Raw genomic sequence first — 13708 nt, forward strand, 5'->3', positions numbered from 1 at the left:
CGGACAGGGCGAACCGCGCGATCGAGATCCGTGGTCCTCGCTGTCCACCCTGGGGGACGCCTTCCATAAATGAGTGGACACGGTTATTAGCGTGTTGGATATGAGCGTTGTTGATCTCGACCGGTTCATAGCCGATGGGTTCGTCAAGCTCGAAGCAGCCGCCCCCCGTGAAGTCGGCGACGCTGCCAGAGCACTGCTGTGGCAACAGATCGGCTTGTCACCGCAGGATCCTGCCGGCTGGAAAGAGCCGGTGGTGTGGGCTTCAGACCTCGCCGGTGAAGGTCCCTTCGGAGAGCTCATGCGGAGTGCGCGGCTGGCCGAGGCGCTGGACGAGGTCTGCGGAACCGGCGGCTGGCTGCCGCGCGGTGTGCTCGGCATGGTGCCGGTGCGGTTCCCGCGTGTCTCCCCCGCCAATGACCGAGGGTGGCATATCGACTCCAACGCCGCACAGCCGGACGGCACTTACCTGTGCAGCGGGAAGCCGGAAACGATGCTGCTGCTGACCCTGATGTCAGATGTCGGTCCTGACGACGCGCCGACCCGTATCCGGGTCGGGTCGCATCGGGACACGGCCGCGGTGATGGCGGGCCAGGTGCTCGACCCGTTCGAGGCCGGACCGTTGGTGGACGCTGCCAGCTCACACCGTCCACTCGCCTACGCGACGGGCCAGCCGGGTGACATGTACCTGGTGCATCCCTTCACCGTCCACGCCGCCGACGAGCATCGAGCTGACGAGCCGAGGTTCATGGCTCAGGCACCTGTCTTCCTGACCGAGCCGGTGACTCCGGAGGGGAGCAACGCATTGGCTCGGGCCATCGCGGACAGTATCTGAACCGATGGGTCGCCATTCGCGCACGTCACCATTTACCTGGACGCGGCGACCCGCTTCAGCGGGGCCGAGCAGATCCTGACCGATCCTCTCGGACTCACCGCGGGCGTCGCCGCCGTGCCGGCACCGGCCGCGCTGGTGGCCCAGGAACGCGGCTGGCTCTAGCGGACCACCACCCTCAACGCCGCCCTCATCCTCAGGGAGCGATCAGAACCGGAGTCCCCAGAGGCAGTCCTGCCAGCACCTTGAGCGCGCGAGCAGGCACCCTGATGCAGCCGTGCGTGACCGCCTTGCCGAACACCTTCGGGTCGGGCCAGCCGTGGAAGGCGACCGTGCCGGGACCGCCGCCGAACGTGTCGAGCGTCGGCGAGTGTGTGCCGAGAGGCATGATCAACGGGCTGTAGGAGGCCTTGTCCTTCGGCGACATCAGGGCCAGCAGGAAGGTCCTGCCCACCGGGGTGGGCGTCTCAGGGCCGCCGACGGCCACTGTCCAGGTGCCGAGCTTCTTGTTCGCGTTCATGATGGTCAGCTGCCTGGTGCCCAGCTTCACGATGGCGCGGTAGCGGCTGCGCGCCTTCTTCAGGCCCTTGGCCTTGATCCAGCCGGTCACGTGGTTGGGCTTGCTGGGCAGGAGCACGCGGTACCAGCCCTTGCGCGCCTCCACCACCGGGACCCAGGTCTGGCTGCCGAGCTGCTTCGCCGGGAGAGTGGCCGCAGGCTTGCCGCCGGGCTGGGCGTAAACGGCCACCGTGCGTGCGGGGTGGACCACCACGCCGCTCATCTTGCCGTACGTGTCGGTGTCCTGCGGCAGGCCGCTCAACTCCGTGAACGTGGTGGCGGTGGGGAGCGCGGTCACCGTGACCGAGGCGCCGGCGGCGAGGGTGACAGGCGACGCGGCGACGCCGGTGGAGGTCGAGGCGACGAGGCTCACGGCAACGAGCGCGGCACCGATGAGTCGGCGGGGGGCATCGAGCGGCACGATCGGCTCCTGAAATTCTGTGACACATACGACACAACGCGTAACCGTATGGCCTGTTAGATAACGGTTTGGAACGTTTGAAGATCTTTGGCCAGCAGGTGTGACATTTTTACACAGATGAGCCCTGTGAGGCTCCAGTTCTCTCATACATCAGAGGTGCTGTCGTGTTACCCCCCAGACTCTCTTCAGTCCGTCGCTGGTTCGCAGCGGCACTCATGTTCGCAGTGGCAGCGCTCGCGGCGCTCGCCATCTCCAGTACGGCCACAGCGGCGGCGGTTCAGGGGACGCCGCCCCGCGACAACGGCACCGTCAAGGTCCACAACTGGACGACGCCGGAGTACGACCGGCGCGACGATCCGCAGGTCTGCTGCGTGTTCTATCTGGTCGGTTTCAACTTCGACCGGGGCCAGAAGGTGAGCTGGGAGATCAAGTCCTGGCCGCCCACGGGTAACGGGACCACGGTGAAGAGCGGCACCCTCGTCCTCGACAGGAGCGGGCATGGCCGTACCGCCGACATGACCCTGCCGGGCGGGCACTACAAGCTGTTCTGGACCTTCGAGGGCAAGCATGGCGCGCCCAAGCACAAGACGTTCTGGGTCAAGTGTGAGTCCGAGCCCACTCCGACGCCGACGCCGACGGTGACGCCCTCCCAGACGCCCACGCCCACGGTTACGCCGTCTCAGACACCCACGCCGACGGTGACGCCCTCCCAGACGCCCACGCCGACGGTGACGCCGACTTCCACACCCAGTTCGACGCCCACGGCGACCCCCACTCCCACCCAGACCCCCACCTCGACGCCGACGTCGCCGAACACGCCGACCCCCACCCACCCCAGTGAGGGTGAAAGCGTGACGGTGACCCACGACTGGATCAAGTGGGACGAGAACGTCACGCAGCCGCAGGACGAGCCCAAGCCCGCGCCCACCCCGACGCCGGTGAAGACCAACATCCCGGTCACTGGCTGACACGCGACGCCGAACGACGGAGGGCCCGGATCAACACGATCCGGGCCCTTTGTCGTCTCTCAGCTCCAGACGAGCATCCGCAGCGGATTCGCGTTCACGTTGCGGTGGATCAGCGAACCGAGTTCGCTCGGCCGCGGCGGGCACAGTCCCGCAGCAGACTCACCCAGGACTCGTACGATTCCCGGTAGCCGTCGGTCATGGCGATGAGTTCCTTGGCGCTGTCGTGGGCATTGCTTCACTGGCGCGTCTGGGTGAAGGCGCTCCAGGACGCCTGGCTACCGAAGATCCACTTCCATCCCGCGCTTCTTACGCTTGCCGGAACAGCAGGGCCGATCGGCGGCCACGCGGTCGATTGGGATGAGCGTGCCGTCCAGCACCGGGCTGGGTAGCCGGCACGCTCGGTCACCAGTAACACCCGTTCCAGGCGGGGATGAGCGGCGGGCGAGCAGCACGATGGCCTCACGGATAGCGCCACGGCGAGCCGCCCTATTCTTGCTTTTCTGCAAACTCAATGACCTGAAGGTACGCCCGTGACCTAACCATCAAGACTGTCGACTCGCGACACTGCAGCTTATGGCATTAATTGGACCAGGTGTAGCCATTGGTAGTGACCTGGCCTCCGCCAGACGTTTCTGCCACGGCATGAGCCGGGCTTGCAAATCCGATTCCGGCGGCAATAATCGCCGCAGCGATGAGCATTTTTCGTGCTCCGATTTTTGAAGCCACGGACACCTCCGAACGCGAAACCCCAGGCGATCCTAATTTCGCCAAGGCTCGACGGAAGTGATCGTACATAAGTTATCCGATCCTGACAAGAGCCCTAATTTAGGACATGTCCCATTATGCGGATTGTCGCCGACATTACCCATATTAACAGTTGGGTGACTGTCTGGAACGTTGAGAAATTTCATCGTGGCAGTACGCCGGGACACGGTTACAGCCGCACGAGCGGTCCGATCTCAAGTCTCTCCAGACACGTCTCAGCCGTTCTGATGCCACATGGGCGCAAGGTCGTCCCTCATGGAGTGGTCGTGATCTGGGTGTTCCCGGACACTCAAGATCAGGACGAACGCGTCATTCAACGTGCGGACGTGGTGTGCGAGAAGACGCCGGCAGCATGAGGCTGACGCGGTCTTGGTATGCGGGTTGGCGGGTTGGTGCGCTGCTTGTCGCTGGAGCTGTGCGCCGTCGAATGCGGTCAGTCGCTGCCGAGAACGCTGGTGTTCTGGCAGGCGGTCAGAAGCCACCGCCCACCCTCCTTTGCCATGACGAACAGCGGCGTGCCCACCTCCGTTCCGTCGGACGTTCGGTAGACCTGACGCACCTTCACGGCTGCGACGTCGGGTCGGATGAACAGCACATGTTCCACCTCCAACGTGACCGTCGCGCCCTGCATCCCTCCGGGAAGCACCTGGCGCGTGAACGTCGAGATCGCATCACGGCCGAAGAGGCGCTTGCCACTGCCCGTGGTCCAGATCGCATCCGCTCGGAACTGCGCAACGAATTCGTCAGGGAGTTCGTTGTTCTGGGAGTGCTCGACCGTGGCCACCACCTGCTCGATCGCTTCGATATCGGCCTGGCTGGTCTGCTCAGCGATGTCCGTTGTGCTCATGAAGATCACGGTAGAACCTTAAGCTTGCTTGAGGTCAAGAGCTTCAATGTGGTGGGCGACTTCCGAAAATACGAGAGCGGAACCAAGGACTACCCCGCCCGCCCGCATCGAGGGCTATCACCACTTGGTGATCACCGGCCTGCACCGGATCGTTACAAGACATCTCTTATCTCGCCAACACCGCCCTCTTACTCTTTTCCCTGCTATATCAATCCAAGCAAGGACACTAATGAAGCTCTTCTTCGCAGGCCTCGTGGCAACGGCCGCGGCTGCGGCCGTCTGCGCGGTGGCCGTACCCGCTCAGGCGGCCTCCGTCGCATCCGTGCAGGCCGCTCCAGTGGACCCGGTGAAAACCCTTAAGGCCCAACTGGCCCCGGACAAAGGCGTAAAGATCACCGAATCGAGCAGCATCACACTCGATTTCACCGCCGACGGCCGGACCATGCAGATACAGGTGAACACCCATACGGTCGGCACCCTGGCTTTCGACAAAGGCAATGTAGCGGCTGCCGACCTCCGTGTCCGCATGTCCTCACGCCAGAAAAGGTCTACGCCTCCCTACCGGGTCATCGCTGAGGGCAGAAACGCCTACGTGACCAACGCCGGCATCGCCAAGGCGCTGCCTTCCGGTCGTTCCTGGATCCAGTCGAAGGCCAGTGGGCACGAAAACGCTGTCCTCGACGTGGGCGTCACTCCAGCGGAACTGCAGTTCATGCTGGACAACGCATCAGAAGTAGCGACCGGCCAATATCAGGGCACCGCCACACTCGCTGACTTCCGGCACGACAAGTCCGCCGGGGAAGGCAACGTCGAGTTCCACCTGTACTTCGATGAACACAACCTGCTCACCCGCACGGTCGTCGACACGACGACCTACCCGGACGGCGACACCACGGCCTATGACCAGATGGTCTTCCACACCGACACCAAGTATTCGAACTGGGGTGCCAAAGTGAAGATCGCTGCACCGGCGGCCGGCAAGGTCATCAGCGAGAAGAAACTCAACGCGAAGACCCGCAAGGCCGTCATAAAGGCTGGCTATCCGGAGAGCGGCCCCTTCTAACCTGCGCCACGAAGGAACCGACGTCGGCGGGCAAACCCGTGCACATCTTTCCCGCCTGAGCGAGCGCCCCCTTCAGAGGGGCAGGGGGGAACTAATCAGGAGATACCGAGCCTTTTCATCTGTGGCCGAGCCGGCCAAGAGCACATTCCTGCGGATCTGGCGAAGGCCCGTGAGACGGCTCGGAGCGCCGAGAATCACCGCGATTATTTCGCGCGTCTCGTAACTGCGATTGGTTTGATGTGGTGCTCAAGCGCGGCGAGTAGAGCATGGGTGGCCTTGATGGCGGACTGCCATTCCTGCTCGTCGCGCAACAGGCCTCGCCCGCTCCCCCTTCAAGCGAGAGGCGGTGATCGTTTATTCGTCCTGACAGAATGAGCAGATTGAGCTCATCCTGCTCAGTTGGATAGGCCAAGCTGGAGCTTAGTAATAATCAGCTCGCTCAATAGGGTGGCGATCCCACATAGGTCCTTGGGGGCGTCGGATTCAGTTCGGCGGACCAACATGCTGAAGGAGCCGCTTGAGAGAACGGAGTCACTGGATCCGACAATGACGTTCTGGTAGCACGATTCCTTGTCTGCGGTCTGGACCACAGGGTAGCCAGCTATATAGAACCGTCGAGCACCTGGATCATCCGCATTCGCCCTCCACGTTTTTTCATGGGGATACGGAATCCAGGTTATCTGAACGCCCGTAGAGACCAGCCAGTAGCACGACTCCGCAGGACCCTCGGACAGATCGATCACGCGACCGGGCATCGTGATTCTGTAGGCGGCGCGGTCCTCGTCGCCATCGAGCAGGGCGCAGGGGGCGCCGGCGTACTCGCCCAGAGGTTGCGTCAGATCGGGCGGATTGGGATGCGAGACAGAGGGCGATGCTCGTGGGTTCGAAGGGTTTGCGGAGGAGCAGCCGACCAGCAGGATCAGCATCGCGAAGAGGATCGCCACTGGTCTTACGCATCGATCTCTTGGGCTGGGGGGCATGCGCTGAAAGCTAGCGTTCGAACATGGGGACCGGTCCCGAATGCCTGAACTCACCGACTGGCCATTCCAATCTGAAGTTATAGGTGGCGGGCATGCCTGCGGGAAGACTTGATCGACAAGTAGGAGAGCCCCCGATAGAAGGGTTGTCGACCAAGATCAACCTATGCACCAGTACCTCTGAGTTGCTGGTGTACCGTGCCGCGCTGCCATTGTCCCTCGCGGGTTCGCGAGATGCGGGCTCCGCGACCGGTCGATAAGCCCGCATGGTCACATGTCTGCACCACGGCGAGCGGCCAGGTCGCTTCAATCGACTCGGGCAGGCCCCGGTGTGCTCGCCAGCCGTAGGCGACGTGAGGCCCCTCACGGCCGGTTCGTATCGGGTGCCGCGTTCTGAGAGAGTAGCGGCACGAGCATGAGCGCGAGCCTTCCCTACTTGTCGTGCTGTCGGCGCACCATCTCGTTGATCCAGATGGGCGCGAACGGAGACGTGCAGCCCGGGGAAGTCGGGTAGTCCTTGAGCACTTCCAGGCGCTCACCGATGTCGATTGCACGGGAGCGGTGCTCGGCATGCTCGATCCCGATCTGAGCCAGGCAGTGGTTCATCGCCCACTGCAGGCGATCCGGGGCGTCTTTCATCTCCGCCTCAATGACGTCGAGCAGTCCTGCGAGGTCGAGGCCCTCGGGCTTCTTCGCCACGCGTTCGGTGGTCAGCGCCCAGCCGGCACTCGCGACCACTGGATCCGGATCGGCGGACCAGGCCAGGCGCAGCTCTTCGGAGTGCGGGTTCTTCTTCACCACGTAGTTCACGAGCCAGTCATGCACCTTGGGCGTGCGCGCCTCGCGCACCATGACGTCCAACTCGTCACGCTCGAACGCCTTCGGGCGGCAGATCAGGATCGCCAGCAGTCTCGCCGCGGTGTCATCCGTCCCCCAAAGCTGGCACGCGAGTTCCTGCTGCGTCTTCAGCCGTTCCGCGAGCGCGCGCAGCTTGCTGAGGTTCACACCGTGATCGTCGCCGTGTTTCTCGTTCACCTCGCGTATCTTCGGGTCCTCGAGCTCGGCCAGCTCCGCCATCACCTCGGCCACCGTCGTCTCGGTCAGCGTCGTCTTGGCCACCTCAGCCTCCTGTCCGTCACGTGCGAGATTCAGCCTAGCGACGGAAGTCGGCCTCCTGTCGTACACGCCGATTCGGCGGCAGCCACCGAACTGCACTACCTGGAGGACTGGGGACCGACGTTGGCCGAGATGCGGCGAGTGCTCAGGCCCGGCGGCCGGCTGATCGCGTCGGTGCAGCACCCTCTCGTGGACTACCTGATCCAGGATCCCCGGCCCAACTATTTCGCGACCACCAGCTATACCGACGAATGGACGTTCGACGGACAGTCCTTCCCGATGACCTTTTGGCGCAGGCCGTTGCACGCGATGACCGATGCGTTCACCACCGCCGGCTTCCGCCTAGATGGGCCGATTGTTGAGCGGCGCGAGGGGCGAGATCAATCCAGATGCAACTCACTAGCTCAACCTCATAGCCTCAGCCCCATGAACGACCATGCCCTCGTCCCGGACGACTTCGCCGTCCCCCATACCTAGCCACCCCGCAGTTCCGTCTGGAGCCCCTTGGACCCCAGCACAACGCTGCTGACCACGCTGCCTGGACCAGCAGCATCGAGCACATCCGCGCGACCCCGGGCTTCTCGGATGATGGATGGCCTCCCGTGGGCGGCATGACCCTGGAGGCGAACCTCGCCGACCTGCAGCGCCACGCGAACGACTTCGCTCAGCGCCGCGGAGACCTACACCGTCCTCGAGACGGCCAGCGACGAGGTGATCGGATGCGTCTACATCTATCCCTCCGCCAGCGACGACCATGACGCTGACGTGTCCTCCTGGGTCCGGGCTGATCGAGCCGAGCTGGACGTGCCCTTGTACAAAGCCGTGACAGCCTGGCTGTCCACGCATTGGCCCCTCGGGACGCTCAACTATCACCTGCGCTGAGACCACATCCCGCAGGGAACCACATCGACCTCTGCGGGGACGCCTCGCATTTCAACACCCGCCACAGGGTGATCAGCTGGACTCGTAGCAGTGCTAGTTTCGACGAAGATCAACGAGGCCATCCTCGACCACAGGGAATGGCCTTCTACGTGGGCAAATACCGACGTCTCGTTCTACCGTAACTACGTGGATCCCTTTGACGTACCACCAAGCCCGGACGGTCGTCCGTCGACCCAGCTCATCGTGGGCCAGGCCTGAGTGGCGACGATCACTCCGAACGCGGTCGTGATCGCACCCAGATCTCCACCTCCTGTACTTGAGGGTCGCCTTGGTGCGCGTATCGGGGATCCTGGTGATCAACAGCCCGCGCGAGGCCCCGATGCGGGCTGACAGGACTGCAGGCGACGCGGATTCGAACCCTTCTGCGACGACGGGAAGCCGCTCAGTCTGAAGCGACTGAGTCGCGGAAGAGGAAGCTGTTCGAGCGATCCGTGTGCAGGTAGTGGTGGAACCGCGTGGCCTTCACCTGGGCTGTCTTGTCGGCGGCGACGACCGTGAGGAGGACGTACCTCTCGGTCAAGGCCACCCGCTGCTTGGCGTAGACGTACTTGTCGAGCAGCTTGTCCCGGCGCCACTTCACAGCCCGGGAGGAGCTCGCCAGGTGCATGGCCGTGGCCTTGGCAGCCTTCGCGGTGGGGAAGGACATGATGACCTGGACCGCCGTGAGATGCCCTCGGTAGGCCGCATAGGCCAGTTGAACGACACGCTCGCACTTGTTCTTGGCCAGCACACCGCGCCTGTCCACCGGCGCACAGGAGTCGTACGTCCAGCCGCCCACCTTCTCAGCCTTGAAGGTGACGCTGCCCGCACGGAAGTTCCAGTCGCCGTATTCGTCGGCGTCGATCGGTGAGTCCGGGCGCTCGGTCTCGCTGGGGCTCGGTTCCTTGGGCTCGGGTGTGGGATCTGTGGTCGGCGAAGCCGCGGCGGTGTTCGGGTCGGGGGCGCTGAGGTACTTGTACAAGCTGAACGTGAAGCCGCCCGGCAGAAGCACTGCCAGGATCACGACCAGAGCAGAAACCACCCCCGGGTATTCCCGCAGACCTGGTTGCCGAGGGTATCCCATGCATTAATTGTGGTGTACTTCATTACCTTCTGCCCCATGTGTCGCAGAAGTTCTGCATGCGGTTCGCCTTCTGTGAGACAGAGACAGGCCTGCGCTCACCTACCAGCACGCCACGCGCGACGCTGACCAGCGAATCGCCGACGCCCTCAGGGCCCGCGTAGGCCGAACAACAGAAGATCGACAAAGGCTAGTCGAGTGATCTTTGCCCCTGGTCTTGCTCCGAGCGCACGTCTGCCCGGCATTCGAGAACAAGCCGCTCAACGCGATCAAGGAGCAGAGGGCGTACCGCTTGCTCAAGGCCATCATGAACACGGCAGTCGTCAGCAACAGCGACATCGAAGTCACCCTCTATGTTGCCCGTGGAGCGATCTCGGCCGGTATCCGGTCGCTCGCCCATCCGCTACGGCCCTTCAGAATCGAGGAGTGGCCGCCAGGACCAAGCGGTCATCGACCCGCCGCCTGACCGGCGCCGTCCAGAGATCACGTTCTCACTAGCGCCTTTATGACTTCACGCCGGTCCATCCGCTGGTAGGCGGTGGCCACATCTTCCAAGAAGACCTCGGCGGTGAACACGGGGGAGGGGTCGAGCGCGTCCGACAACACGTCAGCGACCAGCGGTTCCAGGTAGCGGCGGACCGGTGCGACGCCTGCACGCAGCGCGATGTTGGAACGGAAGAACCGGTACAGGTCCACGGTGTGCACCCCGTTCGGCACGCCGACGGAACCGATCGTGCCGCCCGGACGGGTCAGGGCGAGCGCGAGGTCCAGTGCCGACTGCGTGCCCGCGCACTCGGCCACCGAGCTGACGCCCCCGTTCGTACTGTCGATCAGTTCGGGAACCGTGGCGGGGTCGTCGGCGTCCAGGGTGTCGGTGGCGCCGAACGTACGGGCCAGGCGCAGACGGTCGGGGTGGCGTCCGATGGCGAAGATGCGTTCTGCGCCTACGCGGCGGGCGGCGAGCACGGCGCACAGCCCCACCGCGCCATCACCGATCACGGCGACGCTCTGGCCGGGGCCGACTCCAGCCAGGACGCAGGCGTGATGGCCGGTGGACATCACGTCGGTGAGCGGCAGCAGTCTGCGCAGCAGACTGTCGTCGGCGGCGTCCGCGCGTACAGGGACGAGCGTGGCATCGGCGAACGGCACCCGGACCGCCTCGGCCTGCCCGCCCTGGTTCGAACCGCCCCAGAACCCGCCCCGCACGCATGAGGTCTGCAGGTCGTCGCGGCAGCGCTCACAGGTGCCGTCGGAGAACGCGAAAGGTGCCAGTACCAGATCGCCGGGCTTGATCCTGGTGACCTCACGGCCCACGTTTTGGACCACGCCGAGCCACTCGTGGCCCATCCGGTCGCCGGGGCTGAACTTCTCCTGGCCCCGGTACGGCCACAGGTCGGAGCCGCAAACGGCGGCCAGCGAGATGCGTACCAGGGCGTCGGTGGGCTCATGGATGGCGGGATCGGGGACGTCGGTGATGTGGACATCCCCCACGTCCCGGATGACGGCTGCTCTCATGAGGGGTAACCGTATGCCGCCCGGCCTTGCCCATCCCATACCATCTCGGAGGCGGAGGCTATCTGTGGCTTGCGATACGGAGGTGTTTGGCGATGCCACCAGTCGATTCGTCGCTGGACGCGCTCGACCTGCAGATCGTCCGAGAGTTGACCCGCGACGCCCGCATCAGCCATGCCGAGTTGGGCCGGCGGGTCAACCTCAGCAGGCCCGCCGTCGCCGAGCGCGTACGCAGGCTGGAGGAGACCGCCGTGATCACCGGCTACGCCGCGCACGTGAACCTGGCCCGCCTCGGCCTCCCGCTCCAGGCCCGCGTCTGGCTGCGCCCCCGCCCCCGCTCCCGCAAGGGCGTCACCCAGTTGCGCGAGCGCCTACTGGCCATGAAATACGTGCTGTCCTGTGTACACGTCACCGGCGAGAACTGTTACGAACTGGCCATCGCCGTACGGGACGCGGCCCATCTGGAGCAGGTGATCGAACAACTGGCGGAACTGGGCGACACCACCACCTCGGTCGTACTCTCCCAGCCCGTGCACCCGCGTGACGTCGACGTGACCGCTTGGACGTGACCGGCCGCTCGAAGAAATAGCCAGGCGGCCGGACCGCGCCCAAGCGGGTGCGCTCCACCAGGCGACGGCAGGACGCACCGTGCCCCCGCGGCGCGTCTCCTGGCTTTCCGGAGGAATGCTCGGACGTCATTTGCCGTAGCACACCTTCAAGCCGTCCTGCGAGACGCCATCAGGTACCTCGACCTGTGCGGCTTGGCCGAGAGCGGGGTCTTTGACGTTGTACCCGTGGTCGCGGAGGCACTGGAGGGTCTTGAGCTCCTTCTCCTTGGTTTTGCTTGCAACTACCGACCGCACTTGTTCGTGAGTGGCGACGCACCCCGAGCTTCAGCGAAGTTGATGGTTGCCAGTTCTGACCGCACCCCGACGGTAGGCGGCAATGGACCGCTGACCTGGGCTCACGACGGCCAGCCGGATCTGTCCGGGAGCGGCCATACCGAGCTGCCCGGTGGCGGCAACGCGATTACCTAGCGTGATTGGCGTCCAAGGTAGACGCGCGCGTAGCCGCCGTTCGGCGCTCATCCTCTGGCCTTCATGATGCCCTCGCGGAGTGTCCGAGATCGGACATTATGGGCGGGTGCTGCGCTACGTACTGTTGCGCGACGCCCTTCGGAACCTCAGTCTTGAGCCCTCGGCAGGATGTCGCGCGGTGAATCATCTGGGCCTCACGGGATCGGATCCGCTGCAAGGATGACGGCCGTGCGCCGCTACGAGACGAGTATGTACGACAGCAACCGCTGGGACGGCTTCGAGCTCCGCCCCGGCGACATCATCATCAGCACCCCGCCAAAGTGCGGGACGACGTGGACGCAGATGATCTGCGCCCTGCTCATACTGCAGGAACCGGAGCTCCCGCTCCCGTTGGACACGCTCTCGCCGTGGATCGACATGGTGACTCGCGCCCGCACAGACGTGTTCGCGGACCTGGAAGCCCAGACGCACCGCCGGTTCATCAAGACCCACACGCCGCTCGACGGGATACCCAACGATCCGACGGTCACGTACATCTGCGTCGGGCGGGACCCGCGCGACGTGGGGCTGTCGATCGACCGCCATATCGACAACACCGACATCGGCGCGTTCCTCAGCCAACGCAAACGGGCGGCCGCGATCGACGGTATCGAGCTCGGACCATTGCGGCCACCGCGGCCGCGCCCCGACGGCGAACGGGACCGCTTCTGGCAGTGGGTCGACGACGAGACGCCATCGACGCAGGTCGGGTCGTCGCTGCGGCGCACTGTAGAGCACCTGCAGACGTTCCGGGACGCCGCCGACGATCTCGACGTCGTGTACTTGCACTACGACGACCTAAAGGCCGACCTGGAGGGGCAGATGCGGCAGATGGCCGCGCGCCTCGGCATCGACGTCGACGAGCACCGATGGCCCCGCCTGGTCCAGGCGGCGACGTTCGAGTCGATGCGCAGCAGGGCCGACACGACCGTCCCCGCCGGCGGTCCGGAGCACTGGATCGATCCCGCCGCGTTCTTCAGCCGCGGCACGAGCGGCCAGTGGCGCGACCTCCTCGACGACGCCGACCTCGCCCGGTACGCCGCGCGCGTGCGGGCGCTCGCGTCCGACGATCTCGTCGAGTGGGTGCATCGCGAGCCGATCGACTGAGATCCCCGTCTGGCGGTATCCCCGCACTACCCAAAGCTGATCGTCAGCGCCGCCCGCCGCCCATAACTGCCGATCCGCGCTCGGGACCAACATCAGGGGTCTGCGCCTCAACCGACGCCGGATTCGGCGATCGGGGCAGTGTGGCAGCGCGTCGGCTAGCGAATCTGGTCACACTCTGTGATGGTCATAGCGCCTTCTTCCTTGCCGCCAGCGGCCAGATCCGGATGGCCGCCGACACTGCGCCGCCGCCCCGCCCCTCCTCGGTGCGAATGACCTCGGGCCGGTGAGTGCGGTCAGCTCTCACGAACAACGGACCCGACTCCAGGCCCAAGATCGCGGTCGAAACTGGCGAGCAAACGCGGTCCGTTGTCGGGATCTGGCGCAAAGTCCGTGAAGCGGTGACGGTGCGTAATGATCGTTAGGTTGTGAGGAGCACTCGTTTGCGGAGGAGGAGAAAGCCGGCACGG

Annotated in this window: 12 protein-coding genes and 1 pseudogene; 6 read left to right on the top strand and 7 right to left on the bottom strand. The window is 64.7% G+C overall.

The window, feature by feature from the left end:
* Window positions 1-100: 100 nt before the first annotated feature.
* The gene (locus ACIBVN_RS22895; protein WP_397139383.1) at window positions 101-832 is read left to right on the top strand and encodes a phytanoyl-CoA dioxygenase family protein; all 732 of its coding nucleotides are present in this window, start codon (window positions 101-103) and stop codon (window positions 830-832) included.
* Window positions 833-1025: 193 nt separating this feature from the next.
* Here the strand turns inward: ACIBVN_RS22895 and ACIBVN_RS22900 are convergent, their stop codons facing one another.
* Window positions 1026-1808, bottom strand: a complete 783-nt coding sequence (locus tag ACIBVN_RS22900; RefSeq protein WP_397139385.1) for a L,D-transpeptidase — start codon at window positions 1806-1808, stop codon at window positions 1026-1028.
* A 215-nt stretch (window positions 1809-2023) separates the two neighbouring features.
* On the opposite strand from ACIBVN_RS22900, the gene ACIBVN_RS22905 reads away from it, so the two are divergent.
* Window positions 2024-2776, top strand: coding sequence for a hypothetical protein (locus tag ACIBVN_RS22905; protein ID WP_397139387.1), 753 nt, complete (start codon window positions 2024-2026; stop codon window positions 2774-2776).
* 281 nt (window positions 2777-3057) lie between these two features.
* On the opposite strand, the pseudogene ACIBVN_RS22910 reads toward ACIBVN_RS22905, so the two are convergent.
* Together ACIBVN_RS22910 and ACIBVN_RS22915 are read right to left on the bottom strand one after the other, a co-directional pair.
* Window positions 3058-3153, bottom strand: a pseudogene (locus ACIBVN_RS22910) (IS5/IS1182 family transposase); the annotation flags it as partial.
* Between the two features lie 821 nt (window positions 3154-3974).
* Window positions 3975-4388, bottom strand: a complete 414-nt coding sequence (locus ACIBVN_RS22915; protein ID WP_397139389.1) for an SgcJ/EcaC family oxidoreductase — start codon at window positions 4386-4388, stop codon at window positions 3975-3977.
* 229 nt (window positions 4389-4617) lie between these two features.
* On the opposite strand from ACIBVN_RS22915, the gene ACIBVN_RS22920 reads away from it, so the two are divergent.
* Window positions 4618-5451 (top strand): hypothetical protein, encoded by an 834-nt coding sequence (locus ACIBVN_RS22920; RefSeq protein WP_397139391.1) that lies wholly within the window; start codon window positions 4618-4620, stop codon window positions 5449-5451.
* 395 nt (window positions 5452-5846) lie between these two features.
* Here ACIBVN_RS22920 and ACIBVN_RS22925 read toward each other — a convergent pair whose 3' ends face one another.
* Window positions 5847-6377 (bottom strand): DUF3558 family protein, encoded by a 531-nt coding sequence (locus tag ACIBVN_RS22925; protein ID WP_397139393.1) that lies wholly within the window; start codon window positions 6375-6377, stop codon window positions 5847-5849.
* 483 nt (window positions 6378-6860) lie between these two features.
* On the bottom strand, window positions 6861-7505 hold the full coding sequence (locus ACIBVN_RS22930; RefSeq protein ID WP_397139415.1) for a DNA alkylation repair protein: 645 nt from the start codon (window positions 7503-7505) through the stop codon (window positions 6861-6863).
* Window positions 7506-7676: 171 nt separating this feature from the next.
* Here ACIBVN_RS22930 and ACIBVN_RS22935 point away from each other — a divergent pair, with 171 nt between their 5' ends.
* The gene (locus ACIBVN_RS22935; RefSeq protein ID WP_397139395.1) at window positions 7677-8021 is read left to right on the top strand and encodes a hypothetical protein; all 345 of its coding nucleotides are present in this window, start codon (window positions 7677-7679) and stop codon (window positions 8019-8021) included.
* An 847-nt stretch (window positions 8022-8868) separates the two neighbouring features.
* On the opposite strand, the gene ACIBVN_RS22940 is transcribed toward ACIBVN_RS22935, so the two are convergent.
* On the bottom strand, window positions 8869-9489 hold the full coding sequence (locus ACIBVN_RS22940; protein WP_397139397.1) for a hypothetical protein: 621 nt from the start codon (window positions 9487-9489) through the stop codon (window positions 8869-8871).
* Window positions 9490-10029: 540 nt separating this feature from the next.
* A complete protein-coding gene (locus ACIBVN_RS22945) occupies window positions 10030-11061 on the bottom strand; it encodes a zinc-binding dehydrogenase (protein WP_397139399.1) in 1032 nt (343 codons plus the stop codon).
* 92 nt (window positions 11062-11153) lie between these two features.
* On the opposite strand from ACIBVN_RS22945, the gene ACIBVN_RS22950 reads away from it, so the two are divergent.
* Window positions 11154-11627, top strand: a complete 474-nt coding sequence (locus ACIBVN_RS22950; RefSeq protein WP_397139401.1) for an Lrp/AsnC family transcriptional regulator — start codon at window positions 11154-11156, stop codon at window positions 11625-11627.
* A gap of 696 nt (window positions 11628-12323) precedes the next feature.
* Window positions 12324-13241 carry a sulfotransferase domain-containing protein gene (locus tag ACIBVN_RS22955; protein WP_397139403.1) on the top strand — a complete coding sequence of 306 codons (918 nt, stop codon included), beginning with the start codon at window positions 12324-12326 and terminating at the stop codon, window positions 13239-13241.
* Window positions 13242-13708: the final 467 nt, after the last annotated feature.

This window comes from Nonomuraea sp. NPDC049400 (genome assembly GCF_044466425.1).
Taxonomy (GTDB): Bacteria; Actinomycetota; Actinomycetes; order Streptosporangiales; family Streptosporangiaceae; genus Nonomuraea.